The following is a 21,111-nucleotide window of genomic DNA, read 5'->3' on the forward strand; positions in this document are numbered from 1 at the left end:
ACGGTTCGCCCATGCTCGGGCGAACGCGACGGGAAGCGCCGACGACGCCCGCACGGACATCGTTCGATCACGGTGTGTGACGCATCGGTCGCTCCGCTCCCGGCGTCCGGAGCCAAACCGGTCACCCTACCCCGGGCCGCTCCGGATGCCTACCGCCGAGTAGGAAACAGTCCCCCGCACCCCCGTTGCCCCTGACCGCCCCGCCGGTCTTCAATGACGACGCCCCACCCCCACCGGCCACCCCCGGCCGGGGCCGAAAGGACGTCGCACACCCATGGCTCCCCTCAACCGGCGCGGATTCCTCACGACCACCACGACGGGACTCGGCCTGGCCGCCCTCGGCCTGTCCGCCGCCCCCGCCTCCGCCGCCGCGCTCGACCGACTCGTCCGCCAGACCATGTCCCGGGTCGCCCGGCCCGACGGCACCACGCTCGCCCAGGTGGCCACGCCCGTCGGCGAGGGCTACCGACTGCTCACCGCTGGGCCCGGGTGGCCGATCGAGGTCCGCGAGGACCTGGTCCCCGCCCAGCCGGGCCGTGACGACCGGCGTACCGCCCTCGCCGCGTTCGTCCAGTTCACCGACCTGCACATCATGGACGCCCAGAGCCCCGTCCGCTTCGAGTACACCCATCCGGTGATCGGCTCCAGCGCCCACCGCCCCCAGGAGACGCTGTCGGCGCTCGGCGCGTCCGCGCTGGTCAAACGGGTCAACTCGCTGAGAGTCGGCCCCGTGACCGGCCGTCCCCTCGACTTCATGGTCACCACCGGCGACAACACCGACAACCACGAGACCGTCGAACTGGAATGGCTCATGGCCGTCCTCAACGGCGGCGCCGTCACCCCCAACACCGGTGACCCCGCCCGGTACGAGGGCGTGCAGAACTGCGGCAACGAGCTGTACTGGCAGCCCGACAGCGACCTCGCCGACCGGTACAAGACCCGGGGCGGCTTCCCGACCATCCCGGGATTCCTGGCCGCCGCCGTCGCCCCCTTCGAGAGCCCCGGCCTGGACGTGCCCTGGTACTGCACCATCGGCAACCACGACGACACCCCGGCGGGCACCCTGCCCGCCGGTTCGATGGACGAGGCCTACCTGGGCGAGCGCAAGATCATGTTCGCCGACGACGACGTGCGCGACCAGGCCGCCGAGGCGATGACCAACGAGGACGAGCTCGGCCGCATGCCCGACGAGGTGGAATCCCCCGACGACACCGTCTCCACCGCCGCCGTGACCTCCACCGTCACCCCCGACGACCGGCGCGCCCCCTTCGACACCCGGGCGTTCGTCGCCGCACACCTGGACGAGGCCAACACCGGGCCCGGGCCCGTCGGACACGGCTTCACCGACGACAACGCCGACGGTGTGGACTGCTTCTACACCTTCCGCATCGCCGACGGTGTGACCGGTGTCAGCATGGACACCACCACGCTGGCCGGACTGGCGGACGGGTCGATCGGCAAGTACCAGTTCGACTGGCTGGAGCGGACGCTGCGCGCCTCCAGTTCGGTCTACTACGACTTCTGGGGGTGGCGGCGCACCCAGCAGGTCACCGACGAGCTGTTCGTGCTCTTCTCCCACCACACGAGCGGCACGATGGGCAACATCCTCCCCGACAGCCGCCGCCCGGGCGACCTGCGGCTGACCGGAGACATCCTCGTGCACATGCTCAAGCGCTACCCGAACGTGCTGGCCTGGGTGAACGGGCACACGCACTACAACCGGATCCAGGCGCACACCCACGGCACCGCCGAGCGCGGCTTCTGGGAGATCAACACCGCCTCGCACATCGACCACCCGCAGATGGCGCGGGCGATCGAGATCGTGGACAACGAGGACGGGACGCTGTCGCTGTTCACGACCCTGCTGGAGGCGGACAGCCCTTACCAGGCCGACCACGGGGACTTCTCCGCCGACGGGCTCGCGTCGCTGTACCGGGAGCTGTCGGTCAACGACCTGTACGCCGACCCGGCGGGCTACGGCGGACCGCGCGACCGCAACGTCGAACTCCTGGTCGCCGCCCGCAACCCCGCCCGATAGAGGGCGGGGCGGTTTCGCCCACCAGCGCCCCCGACGGGCACCCCGGCCTCCGACCGGGGTGCCCGAGGAACCTACGGGTGGGCCCCGACCGAGTCGCAGATCCGCTGGGCCAGGTTCGAGGTCGCCCCCTCCCGGGCGCAGTGGGCGCTACAGAAGAACCGCCCCTCCACCTCGACCCCGTGACCGATGATCCGCGAGGAGCACTTCTCGCACACCGGAGCGAGCCGCTGGATGGCGCACTCGAAGCAGTCGAAGGTGTACCGCTCCCCGTTGATCGTCTCGACGTCGAACGACATCCAGTAGTCGTTGTGGCAGGTGTCGCAGACAGCCATGGGAACATCCCCCCTGTCGGGGTGCGTGACTCAGGGCCCGGCCCCGGCGCGGCCGTCGGGTCCTCTCCGACCACCGACGGGCGGGACCGGCCGCTGCTGCTACTTCCGACGCTAGCCAGTCATCGGCCCGCACGCACCCCCTACCGCGCGCCCCTCCTCCTTCCGGCCGATCCGTGCGCGCGCCCGCTCTCGTAGCATGCTGTCCGTGGACACCCTCCTCAGGTCCGTGTGGAACGAGCCCCGCCCCGCCGACCCACCACCGCGGACGCGGCGGGACTGGGCACTCGTGGGGGTGCTCGTCGCGGTCGCGGTGCTCGAAGGGACCCTGCGGCCGGACCTGCCGTGGCGGTTCCTGTGGGCGGCGGCCGTCGCCGGGCTGGTGCCCACACTGCTGTGGCGTCGCACCCGTCCGCTGACGGCGCTCGCGGTCGCCTTCGGCGTCCCCGGGCTGCTTCTCCTGGTGACGGGCGGCGTGTCCGCACCGATGTACACGGCGGTGTGCTTCCTGCTCCTGCCGTATTCCCTGGTGCGGTGGGGCTCCGGACGCGAGATCGTGGCGGGTTCGGTGATCGTGTTCGCCAGCTCCACCACCCGGATCGCCCTCGAGAGCTCCGCCTCCGGCCTCGCCGACCTCGTCGGCGGCTCCGCCGTGCTGTTCTCGGTCTGTGCGTTGGCCGCGGCGGTCCGCTTCCGGGCCGGGGCCAGGGAGCGCGAGCTCGACCGGGTCAGGCTGCTCGAACGCGAGCGTCTGGCCCGCGACCTGCACGACACGGTCGCCCACCACGTCTCGGCGATCGCGATCCGCGCCCAGGCGGGCCTGGCGGTGGCGGAGTCCCGACCGGGCGCCGCGGCCGAGGCGCTCAGGGTGATCGACGCCGAGGCCTCACGCACCCTGACCGAGATGCGCGTCATGGTCCGGGCCCTGCGCTGGGGTGAGCCCGCCGCCCCGGGGCCCAGCCCGGGGCTCGGCGACCTCCGGCGGCTCGCCGGCCGCGACGGGACCGGTCCGCCCGTCGACGTGGCGATCGCCGGCGCCGTCGACGACCTTCCCTCGCCGGTCGCAGCGGCGATCTTCCGCCTGGCCCAGGAAGCGGTCACCAACGCCCGTCGGCACGCCCGCCACGCGACCCGGATCGAGGTCCGCGTCACCGCCGACGCCGCGTCGGTGCGTCTGCGGGTGAGCGACGACGGCGAGACCGGTGTCCCGCGCTCCACGGCGGCTCCGGGACACGGGCTCGTGGGCATGACCGAACGGGCCGCCCTGCTCGGCGGTACCTGCGAGGCCGCCCCGGACCCCGACCGGGGCTGGACCGTGACCGCCGTGCTGCCCCGGGCGGGTGCGGCGACATGAGCATCAGGGTGGTCGTCGCCGACGACCAGGAGATCGTCCGTACCGGCCTGGCGATGATCCTCGACGCCCAGCCCGGCATCGACGTCGTCGGCCAGGCCGCCGACGGCGCGGAGGCGGTCGCGCTCGCGCGGCGCCTGCGCCCCGACGTGTGCCTGTTCGACATCCGCATGCCCGGTGTCGACGGCATCGAGGCCGCCCGCGCCCTCGCCGGACCGGACGTCGAGGTCCCCCTCGCCGTCGTCGTCATCACCGTCTTCGACCTCGACGACCACGTCTACGCGGCCCTCCGTGCGGGGGCCCGGGGGTTCCTGCTCAAGGACGCCGGAGCCGACCTGCTCACCCAGGCCGTGCGCGCCGCCGCCCGGGGCGACGCCCTCATCGCGCCGAGCGTCACCGCGCGGCTGCTCGACGCCTTCGCCGACTCCGGGCCGGCCGCGCCGCCGGTCCAGCCCGTCGAGCCGCTCACCGACCGCGAGGAGCAGATCCTCGCCGCCGTCGCCCGGGGGCGGACCAACGGCGAGATCGCCGACGAGTGCCACATCTCGCTCAGCACCGTCAAGACCCACATCGCCAGCCTCATGGCCAAGCTCGGGGCCCGCAACCGCGTCGAGATCGCGATATGGGCCTACGAGACCAAGCGTGTCAGGAACGGTGTCGGCCGTGAGGGGACCGCCCGGGGGTGACCGGCGGTACGGTCCGCCCCTCGTACTTTCGGCTGACCCGGTTCGGGCCCGATCGCCGATGCCTCGGAGCCCCCTCGACGGCCACGGTGGAGCCATGCCGCCGTCGGCCGACCGAAGGGACTCGCCGTGACCCGCTCCAGAACGGGCTGGACCATACTCGTCGCGCTGCTCGCGCTCAGCGCTGTTCCGGTGATCGCCGGTGCCGTCCGCCTGGGCGAACTGACCGGCGGAGCGGAGGTCACCTCGCGCAACGCCCGGTTCTTCGCTGATCCGCTGCCCCTGGTGCTGCACGTCGTCAGCGCCAGCGTGTACTGCCTCCTGGGGGCCGTCCAGTTCACTCCGGGGCTGCGCCGCCGGTGGATCGGCTGGCATCGCGCGTCGGGGTGGCTGCTGGTACCGCTGGGGATCGTCGCGGCGCTGTCGGGGGTGTGGATGACCGTGTTCTACGACCTTCCCGAGATCGACGACGGCCTCTTCCTCACCGCTCAACGCCTCGTGTTCGGTGCGGCCATGGCCCTGGCCCTCGTCCTCGCCCTCGTCGCGGTACGGCGGCGCGACATCGTCCGGCACCGCGCCTGGATGATCCGCGGATACGCGATCGGCCAGGGCGCGGGCACGCAGGTCCTCACCCACCTGCCCTGGGTTCTGTTCCTCGGCGCTCCGGGCGAGCTCACCCGGGCGCTGCTTATGGGCGCGGGCTGGGCGGTCAACCTCGCCGTGGCCGAGGTGATCATCCGCCGAGGGGAACGGCGACCGGTGGGGCGGCGTGCCAGAACGCGCGTTTTCGGGGCCGCGGGGTCTGGGCGGGCGGTCTGAGGCCCGACCGGGGCTGGTCTGCCCGGGACCGTGTCCCTAGGCGCGGGGCGAGACCTTCACCCCTCACACGGAGACCGCGGTGTCCACGTGTGCGCACCCCCGGCGCGCGGCGAGCGGCCAGGGAGCGAAGGCGCCGTCGGGCAGCCGTACGAACACGTCGTGTCCGTGCGCGATGACGCCGGTGGCGCGCCCGCCGAGGAGCCGCTCCAGCACGTAGGCGGAGGACAGGCTGGTCACGTCACGGATGGTGCCCAGGGGCAGGAGCGATCGGGTCTCGGCGATCGCCTCGTGCTCACCCGCCCGCAGGACGACCCTCGTCCCGGGGGAGACACCCTGGGCCGCGATGCAGACGGTGATGTTGTCCAGGTCGTCGGAGCCCACGGCGGCCAGGGCCCGGGCGCGACGGAGGTGGAGTCTTTCGAGGACGGCCCGGTCACCGCCGTGTCCGGCCACCACCGGGATGCCCAGGGAGCGGGCGAGGCGTACGTTCGGCGCGTGCGGGTCCCGTTCCACGCCGACGACGGGGACGCCCAGTCGGCGCAGCTCGCAGCACAGTCGGAGTCCGACCTGGCCGATGCCGACGACGATCACGTGCCCGAACCGGGGGACGGTACGGGAGCCGATCAGGCCGACGAGGCGGGGACCGAGCATCCGCTCGATGAGACCGGCGGTGAACATGGCGGTGAACACGATCGTGCCGAGCATGAGGGCACTGGAGACCAGCTGGTAGGCGATCGAGTGCTCGGCCGCGACCGCCGGTCCCACGGTGGCGACGACACGCGCGGCGTGGAAGAGGGCCTCGGCGGGCGGATGACCGAGGCCGAGCAGCCACACCCAGTCGAGGAGCAGCGAGGCGACGATCCCGGTCAGCCCCCCGAGCATGAGACGGGTGCCCGGGTCGTACGAACGCAGCTGCCCCGCCAGTCGGCTCCACCACGCCCGCCAGCCCGTGCGTCCGCGCGTCCACTGCTCGGAACGCGGCGGGCCCTCGCCGGTCACCCGGACCGCCCGTGCGGGGGCGGCCTCGTCGTACAGCGCGACGAGGTCGGGGTCCGCGCACGGTCCGGCCAGGGTGGGAGCCACCAGGTCGGCCGGAGAGGTCACGTGGCACTGCGGGAGCAGCCGGAGCAGTTCGTCGGCCACGGTCCGGTCGAAGATGGTGACGACGATCCGGATGTCGGGGGACATGTGGGCGACCGCCAGCGCGTACCGCAGGGCGGCGGCGTCGTCGTGCAGCAGCACCGCCACGGCGTCGTGGGACGCCGACATCACCTCACGCAGCTCCTCGTCTTTCGGCTGGACGAGGTGCCGGACGGCGTACGTCTCCTCCTGGAGTGACGCGCACACCCCGCGTGCCAGGTTGGTGTCGCCGATGATGACGAACGAGCGGTGCCGGACGGGAGCGTGTGCTTGGCTCATGGGTCGGTTCATCCCTGGCGGGGGGACTGCCCCACCGGTGTTGTGGTGATCGGGTGATTCCGGTCGGGCCGCGCGACGGTGTGGGGCGCGGGTCGACCCGGGGCGGGATTCGTGGTCATCGCACCCGGGCGGCGCGAACACCGCGCCGTGACCGGACAGGGGGAGACGACGACGGATTCCTGACAAACAAGGACGAAGCCGTCGTCTGGAGCACAGTGTAGAGGCCGGTGTCATCGGCGATCGGTCCGGGGGCATGGTGGGCCGTCGGCGCCCCGGTCGCCGTGCGAGCCGGGTGTCCTCACCGGCCCCTCGTTCAGAGGTCTTCAGTGAACGGTCGGGTGCGGCGCGCGACCAGCTCCTGTCCGAGGGAGCGGGGGAAGGGGGGTTTGGTCTGCCAGTCGCGTTTGTACTGTTCTTCCAGAAGTGCTACGAACTTGTCTTCATTCTGCATGCATTCCAGGTCCGGGTCACGTGCCAGGAGTTCGGAGGGGCGATAGTGTTCGCACGCCGAGGGGTTCAACGCCTCGCGGAGCGCCGCGATGACCTCGTCCACAGCCTCTGCCCTCTCCTCGGGGGCGAGCGGGATGCCGGACTCCAACTTCTGGGTGGCGATGAGTGAGGCCTTGTTGTAGGTGATCCCCCACTGCCCCCACCCGGGGTTGAGTTTCCTGAACTCCTCGATGTCCTCCTCTATCCGCTTGAGTTCTTCCTCCTGTCGATGCCGCTGTAGCCACCAGTGCCCGTAGACGGGCAGCCTTCCTTCGGCGGAGGCGATTCGGCTGGCTATGCTGCCGTGTAGCAGGCGGAATCCGATATTGTAGTACTTCCGTCTTCTCCAGGGGGATTCCTGGGAGTTGATTCCGGGGGGAAGGACGCTGTAGGGATTCTTTCCGTGCCACCTCACGTCCTCGCAGAACATCCTCCTCCTGGAGAAGTGCCTGTCCATTGCACAGGCTTCCGCCTTGGCTATGCGGAGAAGGGCGATGCGGATCCTTCGTGGGCCGTCTCGGTTCTCCTCTGGTGAAACGAATTCTTCCTCCTCCAGGTCTTCGAACGTTCTCGACTTCGTCATGAGACCGGCCAGCCTCAGAGCGTGGAAGATGTCACGTAGATCCTGTGGATCCGCTGCGTTCCACACTTCCGCGAACCTGTGGTTCGCGATCATCTTCAGGAGGACGACCATCCGGTATCGGCTTCTCTGGAAGATCTTGTTCCGACTTCTCTTCGATGAGTACTGGGCTCGGTTCACGGCGTGCAGGCGGAGCGCCTTGACATGTTCGCCCTTCTGCTCGTACAGCGACGCCAGTTCATAACGCACCACTCCTGAGGCGCGTCGGGAGTCCGCCGCGCGCCGGAGGATGTCGATACGGTCCTGCTGCATCGCGTGGAACGTTTCGTAGTCCTGATAAGGGTCGGTGGGGCCCTGACCCCAGTATCGTCTGTCGAGTCGCGGGAGTTCCCTGGCCATCAGGTAGGCGGCCAGGTCCTCTCCTTCGTATCTCCCCTTCGCCCACTCCGGTATCAGGGGATCCTCCGCGAACACGCGGGAGGCGACGAACCCGGCCGCCCGAATGGCGGCCAGATCCGAACGGAGCGCGGGCAGCGTGGTCTGGTGCAGTGTCTTACCGGATATACGGTCGTGCACCTCGACCGTGGCCGACACGTACCCGTTGTCCTCGGGGGCGTTTCCCTCCGGGCCGTCGGCCCGTACCCGGACGCCGTAGGACGGGGGAACCGGAAGGACGAGGGCGAATACCCGCATGAGCGCCGAGGTGACCCTGGACCCCGGCAGGTCGCTGCTCTCGACGATGGCGGCGACGGCGTGCCCCGGGGGCGCGCCGGGCTTCCACGCCGGTGCGAGCACCTCGATGGCGGGAAGCCGGGACCTCACCTCATGATTGAGTTTCCTGGTCGCCTCGTTGTCCTGAGTTTTGGTACTGGATACCTGCACACTGGGTTCGCGTCTGACCGCGGTGGCCTCCAACCACAGGTATCCCCCGCCCAGCAGGACCAGGAGCGCGGCGGTCCAGCCCCCTCGGATCGGATCGGGCCAGTCGGGCAGCTGTTCGGAACCCTCGGGAAAACGGCTCCACGCCGCCCAGATGACGGCGGTCGCGGCCATCGCCAGGGCGGAGAGGCGCAGACCGCGCTGACCGAAGACGTGCGCGATCCCTCGGAGTAGGAGGAACGAGGAGAGAAGAGCGGTGCCGTTGAGCACGACGAGGACGGTGAGATAGGGGAGTCGCGGATCTCCGGCGAGGACGGGGAACATGGCGTCCAGTGACCGCCGGAACCAGTTCTCACCGAGGAATCCGCAAAGGCATGGATGGTTCGGCGTTGGAGTCACCGAACCGGGGATTCCAACGCAGCAACGTGTGCCCACCAGTTCGAGGATCGTCAGAGCCATGACGCTGGAGAAGAGGGGGAGCGAAGCCACGACCCCCAGGAGGGCGGAGTCTCCGAGTTCCTCCCGTATCTCCCTTCCGCAGAACCAGATGAGTATCCCGGCCGTGGGGATCAGGATGAACGTGGCGAACGGCGCGGGGGCGGCCAGAAGGGCCGACGACGCGATGGCGATCACGACGGCGGTGAGGCCGAGAAGGGCACAGATACAGATGTTCGTTCCGTACATGTGACGCACCCTCAAAGCGCGGCCGCCGATCCGCGTGCGCTTCGGGATTCCAGCACCGTGCGCGATCCTGAGACGGAGTCGCTACCACTCCACGGTCCCACCGCCGCCGCGCGGGTGCGAGCGGAGTGTCATGCGGTTGACACAGTCGGCCCCCGACCGTTGGGGCGTGCCCGTTGAATCAGTCGCCCACTCGGCGGTCCACCCAGTCCGGGGCCCACACGTCATCCGGGGTTCGCGGCCCTGAGGTGCGCAGATGTTCGCGTAGTGCGTTCAGTACGGGGTGCCGCTCTCCGCTGCGGGACAGCAGCACGTGCGGGTATACCGGGGTCGGATCATGCAACGGGATGCGCCGCAGGTCGTGGGCCTGGGGCCACAGGTACCGGTCCCCGCTGCCGACGAGGGTGGCCAGAGAGGCCGAGTCAGCCAGCGCGTCCATCAGGGCCTCGTCACCGAAGTTGGGGCCGAGCGCGTCGATGCTCAGACCGAAGGCCTCGGACAGGGCATGGTAGAACGCCGCCCACTCCGTACCGGGTCTGATCCCGGGGATCCAGATGCGGTGGCCGGCCAGGTCCGCAGGCCTGGTCCGGGGTGCGTCCGCCAACGGGTGGGCGGGCCCGACCAGGAGTTCCAGGGGTACGTCCAGGAGACGTTCGGTGCTGATCCCGGCCGGGACCCGTTCTGCCGACAGGGCGCGGAAGGACGCGTCGACGGTTCCTTCGAGCACCGCCTGGGCGGCCTGGGCGGCGTTCTCGTTGCTCAGTGTGACCGTGTCCAGGTCCATCTGGGGGTGGGAACGGTAGAACCGGTAGACGGCCTGGGCCGGAGCAATGCGCCGGTTGAGGACGTCGACGCGCAAGGGCCGGCTGCCGGGGCGCACGGCCTGCTCGGCCTGTTCGAGGGCTGTGAGGACCTTCTTGGCGTGCGGCAGGAAGACCTGCCCGTCCAGACTGAGCCTGGAGCCTCGGGAGGTCCGCACCAGGAGCGTGACCCCGAGGTGTCTCTCCAGGGCCGCGATCCGCTTGGAGACCGCCTGCTGGCTGATCCCGAGCTCGTCCGCCGCGGCCTGGAACTGGCCGGTCCCGGTGATGGCCACGAACGTCCTCAGCGCTTCAATATCCACGACCTCAGCCTATTTCTACAACGATTGGTTGTGTCTGGTGGGGCGTACGGTTGTTTGACCGCGCGTTCTGCGGGGTGGTGGGATCAGCGCATGTCTACACGCACAGAACAGGTCATATATGTCCAGACGCCCGATTTCGCGCGCCATGCGGAGCGGATCGTGGAGGTGACCGACGCGACGTCTCGGCTGAACGCGCTGCCGTTTGGCGACAGCGAAGGTCGTGCTGATCTACTTTCTGTTGTGTTCGGTGGCCCGCTCTCGGAGTCGGTGACGATCTACCCGCCGTTCTTCACCGAGTACGGGTTGAACACGACGTTCGGGGAGAACGTGTTCGTCAATCAGGGATGCACGTTCATGGACAAGGGCGGGATCCACATCGGCGACGGTGTCATGATCGCGCCGAAGGTCAGCCTCATCACCGGGGGGCACCCGCTGCCTCTCGCCGAGCGCCGCGAGTACCTCTCCTTCGCCCCGATCGTTATCGAAGACGACGTCTGGATCGGAGCGGCCGCCGTGGTCACCCAGGGAGTGACCATCGGTACCGGTGCCGTGGTCGCCGCAGGCGCGGTGGTCACTCGTGATGTTCCTGCCCGCACCCTGGTCGGGGGAGTTCCCGCCCGGGTGGTCAAGACGATCGACTGAGCCCGCTCGGGCCACCGGCCCGGGGTGAGCAACACCCGCGGTCTGATCCCGATGCCTCGTCACGCCCGGCTGACCGACCAGCGGTGGGACCGGATCCTCCACGTGCTGCTCGCTGCCGCGGACGCGGCCGGCCGGATCGACCGGAGGGTCGCTGTGGACGCCACGATCGACCGCTCCCACGGCGGGCCGACCACGAAAATCCATCACGCCGTTGACGGCCGGGGACGGCATCGGCCCTCGTCGTGACGCCCGGGCAGGCGCACGACGGACGGCCCCTCGCCCAGTTGCCGGGCGGCCTGCCCATCCCGAGGACTGGAGCGGGTCGCCCGCGCACGACTCCGTCCATGCTGCTCGGGACCGGGCGTGCTCCTCCCGCGCGATCTGCCGGACGCTGAAGGCGCGGGGGATCATCGCGGTTATCCCCGAGCGACATGACCAGAACGAACACCGTCGCCGTCGTGGTTCGGCCGGAGGAGGTCCGCCGAAGTCCGACTCAAGCGGTCTACGGGGACCGCGACGTGGTCGAGCGGTCCTTGGCGTCACTCAAGCAGTGAAGGGGGCTGGCCACGAGGTTCGACGAGCTCGCGATCGTCCACCGCTCCGCTGCGGTCCTTGCGGCGGTGCTGGTCTGGACTCGCGTTCAACGGGCACGTCCTAGGCAGTGTTTTTTTTGGGTCCTCCGCTTCGCTTCGGACCGTGTTCGGGCACCCCGAAGGCAGGGATTCTTCATCCTCGTCCTCGCCTGTCGCTCGTTCCTCGCCACGCGGCTCGGCTCGCCCGCCCGTCGCCCACCACCACCCTCAACGGACGCCTACGGCGCAGTCTCGATCCTTGAGAACCCTGCCGGCGCCCGAACGGCACCCCCTCGGGTGACCGTTCCAAAAAACAGGCCCTAGTCGTACACGGGGGCGCCGGATGCCCGTCGCTCCCGTGGGCTGGGCAGACGGAACGCGAGCAGGGCGACCGTGCCGACCAGCGCTCCCATCAACAGGAAGGCGGCCCCGTCGGTGCCCGCGAGCGCGGTGGCGGCGGTCGCGGCGGCCAGGCCCAGGGCTCCGCCGAACTGCTTGGCGGTGTTCATCAGACCCGAGGCCGCCCCCGCGTCCTCGGCCGGGACACCGGTGGTCACCATCGTGGCCAGGGGAGTGGTGAGCAGGCCGCCGCCGACCCCGACCACCAGGCTCGGCCCGAGCACCGCGAGCACGTAGGCGTCCCCGACGGCGAACGCCTGCCAGGCCAGGCCCGCGGCGGCGGACACGGCACCGAGCGCGACGAGGGTCCGGGAGGGGACGCGCGCCATCAGGCGCGGGGTGATCCAGGTGTTGACCACGAGCAGGGCCGACGTCAGGGGCAGGAACCCGAGGCCCGCCCGCATCGGGGAGAACCCCATCGGCCCCTGCATCCGGTAGGTGAGGAAGTACCACAGCCCCACCTGGAAACAGGCGGCGGTCAACGCGGTGGCGACGTTCCCGCGCACCACGAGCCGGTTGCGCAGCAGACCCCGGGGCACCAGCCGATGGGCGGTCCGGCGCTGTTGCGCGGCGAGCAGGACGAACAGCACGACACCCGCGAGGGCCGCCGCGCCCGCCCACGCGGCGCTCGCGTGGCCGCCGGCGGCGGACAGCGCGTAGGTCGCACAGGTGAAACCGCCGGTGGCCAGGACCGCGCCGACCAGGTCGAGCCGCCCGTGCCCGGGCGCGTCGGGGAAGCGCCGGCGCAGGACGGCCGCCCCGGCGAGGACGGCCAGGCCGATCGGCAGGTTGACCAGCAGCACCGCGCGCCAGGAGACCAGTTCGGTGAGGGCTCCGCTGAGGATGTTGCCGACACCGCCTCCCGCCAGGCTGACGGCCGTCCACGCGGCGACGGCCCGCGTTCGGGCCGGGCCCTCCGGGTTCGTGGTGGTGAGCAGGGTGAAGGTGGCCGGTGAGACCACGGCCGCGCAGAGGCCCTGGACGGCCCGCGCGCCGACGAGGACCGATCCGTCGGTGGCGAGCCCGCCCACCGTGCCGGCCAGGGTGAACGCGCCGAGCCCCCACGACAGGACCCGCCCGGTGCCGAGGACGTCGGCCAGACGTGCGCCGACCAGGAGCGCCCCCGCGAAGCCGAGACCGTAGGCGAGCGCCACCCAGGTCGTCTGTGTCGGGCCCATCGCGAGGTCGGCCTGGATCGACGGGAGCGCCACGTTGACCACGGAGATGTCCAGCACGACCAGGAGTTGGGCCACACACGCGACCCACAGCGCGAGTGTTCGGGAAGTGGTCGCCACACGTCCTCCTTGATACACATGTATCAACTTGATACGAGCGTATCATCAGCGTGTCGGAGGGAGCCGGGAGTGTCGGAGTCGCAGCGTCGTGAGCAGATCCTGGACGCCGTGGAGCGTCTGCTCGGCAGGGAGGGCCTGCACGCGGTCACCATGCGCGCGGTCGCGGCGGAGGCCGGGGTGTCGCTGCGCCTGGTGCAGTACTACGGGGAGTCCAAGGAACGACTGCTGACGGCCGCGCTCGAACGCCTCGCGGACCGGAGCCTCCAGAGGTGGCGCGCCCGGACGGCGGTACGGGGCGAGGGCGCGGCGGTGGCGGCGGTCCGGGCGTTCTTCGACGAGGCGCTGCCCACCGACGAGGACGGCCGCGCCTTCCACCGGGTCGGCGTCTGCCTCGAACTGCTGGCGATCACCAGGCCCGACACCGCCACGACCGCCTACCGGGACCACCTGCGGGCGCTCGCCGACCACCTCGCCGGAATCATCGGCGCGGACGAACGAGTGGACGCCGCGCGGGCGGGGCGGATCGCCACCGAGGTCATGGCCCTCGCCCACGGCCTCGGATCACTGCTGATGGCGGGGGGCGTCACCCAGGAGCACGCCGAGGGCGTGGTCGGCGACTACGTGGCGGGGCTTCAGGCGCGGTGGTCGGAGTGAGGGGTCGCGTCGTCGCCGACGGCTCTCGGCGCCCGGACGCCGGGGACGGAGGAGCCGGGACGAACCCCGCCCCGCGACGCCGGGTCAGGCCTGGCCGGTGTCGAACCTGGAGACCTTCCCGTTGGTCACCGTGAACCGCCAGCGGGTCTTCATGGAGCCCCAGGCGTCGTTGCGGTAGTCGGCGACCAGCGACCGCCCCTCGTCGCTCGCGGAGACGACGTCCATGCGGCCGTTGGCGGAGAAGATCTCCTTCTCGGCCCACTGGAACAGATCGCGCTCCGACCCGTCGTCGGACATCGTGGCGTCGGGGGTGAGCGCCTCGGCGAAGGCCTCGCGGTCGCCCGCGTTGATCGCGTCGACCAGGTCGCGCACGGCCCGGTCGGTGATGTCGGGGTGGGGCATGGCGGTGTGCGCCTCTCGTGTCGGGCCCGCCGTCGTGACCGGGCGGGCGTCGTTACCACGCCTTCCTACCCCGGGCCCCGTGGCGGTTTCCGGGAGACGCCGCGATCTCCCGCCGAGTCCTTACCGTTCCGTTCCCGGCTCTTGGCGGTGGACACGGGCCGGGCGCGCACCGCGGTGTTCCGGAACCCCTCCCTCGTCTCCGGAAGCGGAGCCGAAACCCGTCGCGACACCTTTCCCCCGGCGTCGTGCGGGTAAATGCTAGGGAACAAGGACCCACCACCCGCCCCGGCCCCTCGGGGCGCGGGGTGCGACGCCGGAGGTGAACCGCCGGTGCCCGACCACATCGAGATCGAGACCACCTACTCCGTCGACACCCGTACGCGACTGCCCGACCTGGCCGACCTCGCGCCCGGCGGGATGGAGGAGAGCACGCACGAACTGGACGCCACCTACTACGACACCGACGCCCTGAGCCTGGCCGCTCGCCGCATCACCCTGCGCCGACGCACCGGTGGAACCGACGCCGGATGGCACCTGAAGATCCCGTGGGGGCCGGACGCCAAACGCGAGTTCCACGCCCCGCTGGGCCGGGACACCGACACCGTCCCCGCCGAGCTGGCCCGGCTCGCGGCCTCGGCGGTCCGAGGAGAACCCCTGCGCCCGGTCGCCCGGATCAGCACCCGGCGCACCGAGTACGAACTGCGCGACACCGCGGGCGAATCCCTCGCCCTGGTCGCCGACGACACGGTCACCGGAGAGGCGACCACCACCACAGCCTGGCGGGAGGTCGAGATCGAACTCGCCTCGGGCGGCCGGGAACTCCAACACGACATCGGCCGACGCCTGACCTCGGCCGGGGCCACCCCCTCCGCGACCGGCAGCAAACTCCTCACCGTGCTCGGCGACCGCGTCCCCCCGCCCGTCCCCCGCCCCCGGGGCGACACCGCGGGCGACGTGGTCCTGGCCTACCTGTGGGACCAGGTCGAGCACCTGCTCACCCACGACCCCAAGGTCCGCCTGGACGAACCCGACGCCGTGCACCAGATGCGGGTGGCCACCCGCCGGATCCGCGCCGTGCTCCAGGTGTTCCCGTCCGTCCTGGACCGCGGGTCCACCCGCCAGGTCGCCGACGAACTCCGTGACCTGGCGGGTGTGCTGGGCCTGGCACGGGACCTGGAGGTCCTCCGGGACCGGTGCGAGCGGTGGATCGACGACCTCCCCGAACGCGTCGCCGGGCACCGGCCCACCGACACCTGGCTGCGCGCCGTCGACGACCACCGCGCCGCCGAGATGGAGCGGATCACCGAGGAGCTGTCGGGCCCGCGCTACTTCGCGCTGCTGGAGGCCCTGGACCGCCTGCGCGCCGACCCGCCGCTCACCGAGGCGGCCCACCGCGAGGCGCGTCCCGTCCTGTCCGACGACCTCCTCGGAGCCTGCCGCCGGATGTCGGCCGCCCACGACCGCGCGGTGGCCGCCGAGGACGCCGACACACGCCTGACCGCCTGGCACGACGTCCGCAAGGCCGCCAAACGCGCCCGCTACGCCGCCACGCTCGCCGCTCCCGTCCTGGGCAAGCGCGCCAAACGCGTGCGCACCTGGGCCTGCGGTCTCCAGGAGGTGCTCGGCGAGCACCAGGACGGCGTGGCCCTGCGGACCTACCTCGACGAGCACGCGCCGACCCTGGTCGAGGCGGGCGACCACGACGACGGGGTCCTGGTCACGCTCGGCGCCGTGGCCGGGGCGGAGGTCGTCAGGGGGGAAGCGCTCATCGACGAGGCCGCTCGGGTGTGGAGCTCGGGCCCCGACCCGCGCCACCCCCTCGCCTGAGCCCCCGATGCGGACCGTGTCGTTCGACGGCTGCCGGGCGCCCTCACCGGCTGGAGGCGCGGTGGTCGGGGTGAGGGCTCCCGTTCCTCAGCGACGGCCCTCCTCGGCACGCGGGCCGGGGTGGAGGCGTCCGTCGGAGGCCGGGGGCGCGTGTGTCGGGACGGGGAAGCCCCGGACGAGCAGGAACAGGCCGAGGGCGACCTCGAAGAGACCGCCCGGGGCGGCCAGTACGAGACCGGCGCCGGGGGAAGCGGACCCCAGTACCGCGCCGACGGCGAGCAGGGCGTACCCGACCACACCCCACCAGGCGAACCAGGCGGGCATCCCGAGACGCGTCGACAGGGCGCGACAGAACGGGACGCTGCCGACCCCGAGGACGACCATGGCGGCCGCGTAGGCGAGGTCGTTGCCGGCGGCGTTCCCGGACGCCAGAAGGAACACCCCGGCGGCGAGCAGGACGGCCTCCGCGACGCGGACGGCGAGGTAGGTCCAGGCGACGCCGGGGGCGGTCGTCCGGAGGACGCCGAGGGTGACGACTCCGATGGTCGCCACCGCGACCGAGTTGAGGAGCATGAGGCCGAGGCCGACGGGCTGGTCGGCCAAGGAGCCGCCGCCACCGTAGAGGGCGAACGCGGCGAGGAAGAGGGTCCCGACCAGTCGACCGGAGCTGCGATGGGACATGCCGTACTCCTGCGTACTTAGTAAGCTTACTAAGTACGCTACGGTGGGACGGGCAGGTGGGTCAACACCAGACGAAGGAGGTTCGCGTGTCCGGATCCGACGCGGGACGCGGGTCGAGGAGGGCGGAGCCGCTGGATCGTGACCGGGTGCTGGCCGCAGCCGTGGCCCTGGCCGACGCGGACGGACTCGGCGCGCTGACGATGCGGTCCCTGGCGGAGGCCCTGGGTGTGAAACCGATGTCGCTGTACCGCCACATCGAGGGCAAGGAGGACCTGCTGGACGGCATGGTCGACCTGGTCTTCGGCGCGATCGAGCTGCCTCGGGTGGACGGCCGGTGGCGGGACGAGCTGCGTCGGCGAGCCGTCTCGGCGCGTACGGTGCTGGCCCGGCATCCGTGGGCGCTGGGGCTGTTGGACAGCAGGACGACCCCCGGGGCCGCGACGCTCCGGCACCACGACGCGGTGGTCGGTGTACTGGTGAACAACGGCTTCTCGCTGGCGATGACCGCGCGCGCCTACACGATCATCGACGCCTACGTGTACGGGTTCGTGCTCCAGCAGGCGGCGCTGCCGTTCGACGACGCGGAGGCCGGGGAGGACGCGACCGGCGCCGTGGAGTCGGCCATGGCCGGTCTCGACCGGGAGCGGTACCCGTATCTGAGCGCGTTCGCCGCCGGGCACCTGGCGCGGGCCGACTACGACTTCGGCGAGGAGTTCGAGCCCGGCCTCGAACTGGTCCTGGACGCCGTCGCGGCGTTCGGGGAGGGCTAGCTGTACTGACCACGGAGGTTGGTAACACCCACCCCGGTCGACGCACAACAAGAGGGCCTTCGGTATCGGTGTGGATTACCACATCTACACCAGCTCACCAGAAGGCCCTCGATGCCCCACACTACCCACGCCAACGCCCGCCTGACCCCCGCAGGACGCCTGCTCCTGGCCCAGTGCGTCGTCGAGGACGGCTGGCCGCTGCGGCGGGCCGCCGAACGCTTCCAGGTCAGTCCCACCACCGCCAAACGGTGGGCCACCCGCTACAGGGCCCTGGGCTCGGCCGGGATGACCGACGCCTCCAGCCGCCCGGCCCGCTCGCCCCGGCGCACCCCCACCCGACGCGAACGCCGCGTCATCAAGCTCCGCGTCACCCACCGGTGGGGTCCGGCCCGTATCGGCGGCCACCTGCGCATGCACGCCTCCACCGTGCACCGGATCCTGACCCGGCACCGCATGTCCCGCCTGGCGCATCTGGACCGGGCCACCGGACGGACGGTACGCCGCTACGAACGGACCCGGCCCGGCGAGTTGGTGCACGTGGACATCAAGAAACTCGGCAACATCCCCAACGGCGGCGGCCACAAAGTCCTGGGACGCCCCCAGGGCCGCAAACACCGTGCCAAGGCCGGGTACGCCTATGTGCACAACGCCGTGGACGACCACTCCCGGTTGGCCTACTCAGAGATCCTGGCCGACGAGAAGAAGGACACCGCGACCGGCTTCTGGGAACGCGCCCACGCCTACTTCGCGTCGGTGGGCATCGTGGTGGAGCGGGTGCTGACCGACAACGGGTCCTGCTACCGGTCCCACACCTGGCGGGACCTGCTCGCCGACCAGGGCGTCAAGCACAAGCGCACCCGCCCCTACCGGCCCCAGACCAACGGCAAGGTGGAACGGTTCAACCGGACCCTGACCGACGAATGGGCCTACGCCCGCCCCTACCGGTCCGAGACCGAGAAGCGGGAGGCGTTCACCGGGTGGCTGCACGGCTACAATCACCACCGGTTCCACACCGCGATCAGCGGCCCTCCCGCTTCTCGTGTACCTAACCTCTCAGGTCAATACAGCTAGCCTCCGTCGCGGATGTCGGCCGCGGTGGGGCGACGCGGAGGTCGCGCACCCCCTGCGGGATGGGGAGTGGCGGGGCGTGCGTCGGTTCCCCGCCCGCGACCGGGGCGGCCGGGTGGTCGACGTTCCGAGCCACCGCCGATCCGGCCGGGACCCGACCGGGCGACACACGCTGAACACGGCGAGGGCCGCACCGGCCTCGGGGGAGGCCCCGTCCGGTTCGCGTCAGCCCGGTTTGCGTTCGAGCGCGCTCGAAGTCCTAGCGTCGCCGCCATGACGACACGGACACAGACACAGGCGCAGACCTGGATCATCACCGGCGCGTCCCGCGGTTTCGGGCGCGCACTGGCGGAGTCGGCGCTCGCGGCGGGCGATCACGTGGTGGCGGCGGTGCGCCGACCCGGGAGCGTGGCCGACCTGGCGGCCGAGTACCCCGACCACTGCCTGGTCGCGGGGTTCGACGCCCGGGACGTCACCGCGGCCGAGGACCTCGTGCGGGCCGCCCTCGACCGCTTCGGCCAGCTCGACGTGCTGGTCAACAACGCGGGCCGGGGCATGGTCGGAGCGGTCGAGGAGGTCGGCGACGCGCAGCTGCGGGAGCTGATGGACCTGCACCTGTTCGGCCCCGCCGCGCTCGTCCGCGCGGCGCTGCCCGCGATGCGCGCGCGGAGCACCGGGACGATCGTGCAGATGAGCAGCCAGGGCGGGCGCATGTCGTTCCCCGGCGTCGCGGCCTACTCCGCGTCGAAGTTCGCCCTCGAAGGCTGGTCGGAGGCCCTGGCCGGGGAGGTCGCGCAGTTCGGGATCCGCGTGCTGATCGTCGAGCCCAGCCGGTTCCGGACCGACTTCAACGCCTCCGGCACGCTTGAGTTCGCCGAGGCGTCCGAGACCTACCGCGACCTGCTCGCCGCCGTCCGCGCGGACATGGCCGGGGCCGACGGAACCCAGGAGGGCGACCCGGCGCGGGCGGCCGGGATCATCGTGTCCCTCGCCCACGGTGACGAGGTGCCGTTGCGGCTGCCGCTCGGGCGCGAGGCGGTCGAGCGTGTCTCGGCCGCCTACCGGCGTGGTCTGGAGGAGGTCGGGCGGTGGGCCGAGACCGCGCGCGGCGCCGACTTCGAGGGCGTCCCGGCGTCGGCCCGGCCGATCTAGGCTGGTTCCATGGCCACAGACGATCTGATGAGCAGGGCACTCGAAACGCTCGCGGACGACGATCCGCTGTCGGTCGAGGCGATCCGCCGCCTCGTCGACCTGGCCGACGTACCCGAGTCGATGACGATCACCGAGGCCGCCGACCTGCTCGACGTCTCGCCGCACACGCTGCGCTACTACGAGCGGGCCGGGCTGGTCGCGGTGGCCCGTGACGGTAGTGGTCATCGCGTCTACGACACCGAAGCGGTGCGGCGCCTGGTGTTCCTCACCCGGATGCGGCTGTCCGGCATGCCGATGCGCGACCTACAGCACTACGTCTCGCTCGTCGACGCCGGGGAGGAGACGGTGCCCGAACGGCTCGACATGCTGATCGAACACCGCGACACCATCCGCCGCCGGATCCGTGAGCTGACCCTCTCCCTCACGGCGACCGAGTACAAGATCGCCACCTACGGGGGTTCGACCGGGCCGGACGTTCACTCCCTCGACCCGACGACGTCCTGACACCGACGTTCGTTCTCCCGAACACGACCGTCCGCCCTCGGCTCCACTGCCGGGGGCGGACGCGGTTTCGGGGGATGCGGGCGTTACACGTGGGTCTTCGGCAGGTCACCGTGCCCCAGTTTCGTGAAGGTGATCATCTGGCCGTTGCGCACCACGACCGCGCCCCTGGGGCAGCGGAAGAGGGTGCCGCGCTCCGACAGGTGGAGGAGGCCGACCGCCGAGCACAGGATCCGGCCGGGGCCGAGTTCGGTGACGCCCTCGAAGACGGCGAGCGCCTCGCCGGTCTCGGGGGCGACCTCGCCCAGGTAGCGCGGGGTGTGGTTGACGGCGCTCATCACAGGTCCGCCTTCGGGATGGAGAGGACGCCAAAGATGCGTCGGGCGAACTCGGGCTCCTGGCCGACGGGCAGCGCGCGGTCGTACTCGTAGGGCTCGGTGCCGGTGCGGTAGGAGTCCCACACCCAGTACCAGTAGAGGCCCTCGCCGGTCTCGCGCAGGAGCACCGTCTGGCTCTGGTCTCCCTTGTGCACCTCGATCACCATTCCCTTGCGGGGGAGTGGCTTGAGGTCGTGTTTGTCCAGCTCAAGGCAGAGTGCCTTGGCCGCCTCCCGTGGAGTCACAATGTCCCCTTTGTTTGAAATGCATGGTGAAGATGGTGATACATCCGTCGATCCGGAGCGCCACCAACTGTGACCAGGATTCAAGAGGACGCCGGAAAAACCTAGGGCTCTGAACGGAGTGCGATCATCAGGCAA

General features: G+C 71.1%; 22 protein-coding genes. 13 read left to right on the forward strand and 9 right to left on the reverse strand.

What is annotated here, in order from left to right; all coding sequences use genetic code 11:
* Positions 1-274: 274 nt before the first annotated feature.
* Positions 275-2,038, forward strand: coding sequence for a TIGR03767 family metallophosphoesterase (locus KIK06_RS05580; protein WP_268642206.1), 1,764 nt, complete (start codon positions 275-277; stop codon positions 2,036-2,038).
* Between the two features lie 71 nt (positions 2,039-2,109).
* Here the strand turns inward: KIK06_RS05580 and KIK06_RS05585 are convergent, their stop codons facing one another.
* On the reverse strand, positions 2,110-2,370 hold the full coding sequence (locus tag KIK06_RS05585; RefSeq protein WP_017601544.1) for a hypothetical protein: 261 nt from the start codon (positions 2,368-2,370) through the stop codon (positions 2,110-2,112).
* A 196-nt stretch (positions 2,371-2,566) separates the two neighbouring features.
* Here KIK06_RS05585 and KIK06_RS05590 point away from each other — a divergent pair, with 196 nt between their 5' ends.
* From KIK06_RS05590 to KIK06_RS05600, 3 genes are all read left to right on the forward strand, one after another.
* Complete coding sequence (locus KIK06_RS05590) at positions 2,567-3,721, forward strand: sensor histidine kinase (RefSeq protein WP_327084630.1); 1,155 nt, start codon at positions 2,567-2,569, stop codon at positions 3,719-3,721.
* On the forward strand, positions 3,718-4,404 hold the full coding sequence (locus KIK06_RS05595) for a response regulator (protein ID WP_268642208.1): 687 nt from the start codon (positions 3,718-3,720) through the stop codon (positions 4,402-4,404). Before KIK06_RS05590 ends, KIK06_RS05595 begins: the two co-directional genes overlap by 4 nt.
* Before the next feature lie 126 nt (positions 4,405-4,530).
* Positions 4,531-5,220, forward strand: coding sequence for a DUF2306 domain-containing protein (locus tag KIK06_RS05600; RefSeq protein WP_268642209.1), 690 nt, complete (start codon positions 4,531-4,533; stop codon positions 5,218-5,220).
* 63 nt (positions 5,221-5,283) lie between these two features.
* Here KIK06_RS05600 and KIK06_RS05605 read toward each other — a convergent pair whose 3' ends face one another.
* The 3 genes from KIK06_RS05605 to KIK06_RS05615 form a co-directional block, all read right to left on the reverse strand.
* Positions 5,284-6,639, reverse strand: coding sequence for a potassium channel family protein (locus tag KIK06_RS05605; protein WP_268642210.1), 1,356 nt, complete (start codon positions 6,637-6,639; stop codon positions 5,284-5,286).
* 313 nt (positions 6,640-6,952) lie between these two features.
* The gene (locus tag KIK06_RS05610; RefSeq protein ID WP_268642212.1) at positions 6,953-9,271 is read right to left on the reverse strand and encodes a hypothetical protein; all 2,319 of its coding nucleotides are present in this window, start codon (positions 9,269-9,271) and stop codon (positions 6,953-6,955) included.
* Between the two features lie 178 nt (positions 9,272-9,449).
* Positions 9,450-10,391 carry a LysR family transcriptional regulator gene (locus KIK06_RS05615; protein ID WP_268642213.1) on the reverse strand — a complete coding sequence of 314 codons (942 nt, stop codon included), beginning with the start codon at positions 10,389-10,391 and terminating at the stop codon, positions 9,450-9,452.
* A 90-nt stretch (positions 10,392-10,481) separates the two neighbouring features.
* On the opposite strand from KIK06_RS05615, the gene KIK06_RS05620 reads away from it, so the two are divergent.
* The 3 genes from KIK06_RS05620 (at position 10,482) to KIK06_RS05630 (ending at position 11,587) form a co-directional block, all read left to right on the forward strand.
* Entirely contained in the window at positions 10,482-11,033 is a 552-nt protein-coding gene (locus tag KIK06_RS05620) for a DapH/DapD/GlmU-related protein (RefSeq protein ID WP_268642214.1), read from the forward strand.
* Positions 11,034-11,084: 51 nt separating this feature from the next.
* Positions 11,085-11,279 carry a hypothetical protein gene (locus KIK06_RS05625; RefSeq protein WP_268642215.1) on the forward strand — a complete coding sequence of 65 codons (195 nt, stop codon included), beginning with the start codon at positions 11,085-11,087 and terminating at the stop codon, positions 11,277-11,279.
* Positions 11,280-11,464: 185 nt separating this feature from the next.
* Positions 11,465-11,587 (forward strand): hypothetical protein, encoded by a 123-nt coding sequence (locus KIK06_RS05630; protein ID WP_268642217.1) that lies wholly within the window; start codon positions 11,465-11,467, stop codon positions 11,585-11,587.
* 338 nt (positions 11,588-11,925) lie between these two features.
* On the opposite strand, the gene KIK06_RS05635 is transcribed toward KIK06_RS05630, so the two are convergent.
* The gene (locus tag KIK06_RS05635) at positions 11,926-13,299 is read right to left on the reverse strand and encodes an MFS transporter (RefSeq protein WP_268642218.1); all 1,374 of its coding nucleotides are present in this window, start codon (positions 13,297-13,299) and stop codon (positions 11,926-11,928) included.
* 69 nt (positions 13,300-13,368) lie between these two features.
* Here KIK06_RS05635 and KIK06_RS05640 point away from each other — a divergent pair, with 69 nt between their 5' ends.
* On the forward strand, positions 13,369-13,953 hold the full coding sequence (locus tag KIK06_RS05640; protein ID WP_268642219.1) for a TetR/AcrR family transcriptional regulator: 585 nt from the start codon (positions 13,369-13,371) through the stop codon (positions 13,951-13,953).
* Between the two features lie 84 nt (positions 13,954-14,037).
* Here KIK06_RS05640 and KIK06_RS05645 read toward each other — a convergent pair whose 3' ends face one another.
* Positions 14,038-14,355 (reverse strand): hypothetical protein, encoded by a 318-nt coding sequence (locus tag KIK06_RS05645; RefSeq protein ID WP_017601534.1) that lies wholly within the window; start codon positions 14,353-14,355, stop codon positions 14,038-14,040.
* Between the two features lie 330 nt (positions 14,356-14,685).
* Between KIK06_RS05645 and KIK06_RS05650 the strand changes: the two genes are divergently transcribed.
* Positions 14,686-16,182, forward strand: coding sequence for a CYTH and CHAD domain-containing protein (locus KIK06_RS05650; RefSeq protein WP_268642221.1), 1,497 nt, complete (start codon positions 14,686-14,688; stop codon positions 16,180-16,182).
* An 87-nt stretch (positions 16,183-16,269) separates the two neighbouring features.
* Here KIK06_RS05650 and KIK06_RS05655 read toward each other — a convergent pair whose 3' ends face one another.
* The gene (locus KIK06_RS05655) at positions 16,270-16,863 is read right to left on the reverse strand and encodes a DUF4386 family protein (RefSeq protein WP_268642222.1); all 594 of its coding nucleotides are present in this window, start codon (positions 16,861-16,863) and stop codon (positions 16,270-16,272) included.
* Positions 16,864-16,949: 86 nt separating this feature from the next.
* On the opposite strand from KIK06_RS05655, the gene KIK06_RS05660 reads away from it, so the two are divergent.
* From KIK06_RS05660 to KIK06_RS05680, 4 genes are all read left to right on the forward strand, one after another.
* On the forward strand, positions 16,950-17,633 hold the full coding sequence (locus KIK06_RS05660; RefSeq protein ID WP_268642224.1) for a TetR/AcrR family transcriptional regulator: 684 nt from the start codon (positions 16,950-16,952) through the stop codon (positions 17,631-17,633).
* A 111-nt stretch (positions 17,634-17,744) separates the two neighbouring features.
* Positions 17,745-18,704 carry an IS481 family transposase gene (locus KIK06_RS05665; RefSeq protein ID WP_268642225.1) on the forward strand — a complete coding sequence of 320 codons (960 nt, stop codon included), beginning with the start codon at positions 17,745-17,747 and terminating at the stop codon, positions 18,702-18,704.
* A gap of 270 nt (positions 18,705-18,974) precedes the next feature.
* Positions 18,975-19,853: an SDR family NAD(P)-dependent oxidoreductase gene (locus tag KIK06_RS05675; protein ID WP_268642226.1), complete on the forward strand. Its 879-nt coding sequence runs from the start codon at positions 18,975-18,977 to the stop codon at positions 19,851-19,853.
* A 9-nt stretch (positions 19,854-19,862) separates the two neighbouring features.
* Positions 19,863-20,357 carry a MerR family transcriptional regulator gene (locus KIK06_RS05680; RefSeq protein ID WP_268642227.1) on the forward strand — a complete coding sequence of 165 codons (495 nt, stop codon included), beginning with the start codon at positions 19,863-19,865 and terminating at the stop codon, positions 20,355-20,357.
* 83 nt (positions 20,358-20,440) lie between these two features.
* Here KIK06_RS05680 and KIK06_RS05685 read toward each other — a convergent pair whose 3' ends face one another.
* On the reverse strand, positions 20,441-20,692 hold the full coding sequence (locus tag KIK06_RS05685) for a hypothetical protein (protein WP_017601528.1): 252 nt from the start codon (positions 20,690-20,692) through the stop codon (positions 20,441-20,443).
* Positions 20,692-20,976, reverse strand: coding sequence for a hypothetical protein (locus KIK06_RS05690; protein ID WP_268642228.1), 285 nt, complete (start codon positions 20,974-20,976; stop codon positions 20,692-20,694). Before KIK06_RS05690 ends, KIK06_RS05685 begins: the two co-directional genes overlap by 1 nt.
* Positions 20,977-21,111: the final 135 nt, after the last annotated feature.

Origin of the sequence: Nocardiopsis sp. EMB25 (genome assembly GCF_026797795.1) — a bacterium.
Classification (GTDB): Bacteria; Actinomycetota; Actinomycetes; order Streptosporangiales; family Streptosporangiaceae; genus Nocardiopsis; species Nocardiopsis lucentensis.

Excerpts from the sequence above, each read along its gene's own strand:
- KIK06_RS05685 (WP_017601528.1), bottom strand. The coding sequence starts at position 20,692 with ATGAGCGCCGTCAACCACACCCCGCGCTACCTGGGCGAGGTCGCCCCC.
- KIK06_RS05665 (WP_268642225.1), top strand. The coding sequence starts at position 17,745 with ATGCCCCACACTACCCACGCCAACGCCCGCCTGACCCCCGCAGGACGC.
- KIK06_RS05590 (WP_327084630.1), top strand. The coding sequence starts at position 2,567 with ATGCTGTCCGTGGACACCCTCCTCAGGTCCGTGTGGAACGAGCCCCGC.
- KIK06_RS05585 (WP_017601544.1), bottom strand. The coding sequence starts at position 2,370 with ATGGCTGTCTGCGACACCTGCCACAACGACTACTGGATGTCGTTCGAC.
- KIK06_RS05630 (WP_268642217.1), top strand. The coding sequence starts at position 11,465 with ATGACCAGAACGAACACCGTCGCCGTCGTGGTTCGGCCGGAGGAGGTC.
- KIK06_RS05655 (WP_268642222.1), bottom strand. The coding sequence starts at position 16,863 with ATGTCCCATCGCAGCTCCGGTCGACTGGTCGGGACCCTCTTCCTCGCC.
- KIK06_RS05620 (WP_268642214.1), top strand. The coding sequence starts at position 10,482 with ATGTCTACACGCACAGAACAGGTCATATATGTCCAGACGCCCGATTTC.
- KIK06_RS05595 (WP_268642208.1), top strand. The coding sequence starts at position 3,718 with ATGAGCATCAGGGTGGTCGTCGCCGACGACCAGGAGATCGTCCGTACC.
- KIK06_RS05675 (WP_268642226.1), top strand. The coding sequence starts at position 18,975 with ATGACGACACGGACACAGACACAGGCGCAGACCTGGATCATCACCGGC.
- KIK06_RS05580 (WP_268642206.1), top strand. The coding sequence starts at position 275 with ATGGCTCCCCTCAACCGGCGCGGATTCCTCACGACCACCACGACGGGA.
- KIK06_RS05605 (WP_268642210.1), bottom strand. The coding sequence starts at position 6,639 with ATGAGCCAAGCACACGCTCCCGTCCGGCACCGCTCGTTCGTCATCATC.
- KIK06_RS05610 (WP_268642212.1), bottom strand. The coding sequence starts at position 9,271 with ATGTACGGAACGAACATCTGTATCTGTGCCCTTCTCGGCCTCACCGCC.
- KIK06_RS05645 (WP_017601534.1), bottom strand. The coding sequence starts at position 14,355 with ATGCCCCACCCCGACATCACCGACCGGGCCGTGCGCGACCTGGTCGAC.
- KIK06_RS05625 (WP_268642215.1), top strand. The coding sequence starts at position 11,085 with ATGCCTCGTCACGCCCGGCTGACCGACCAGCGGTGGGACCGGATCCTC.
- KIK06_RS05680 (WP_268642227.1), top strand. The coding sequence starts at position 19,863 with ATGGCCACAGACGATCTGATGAGCAGGGCACTCGAAACGCTCGCGGAC.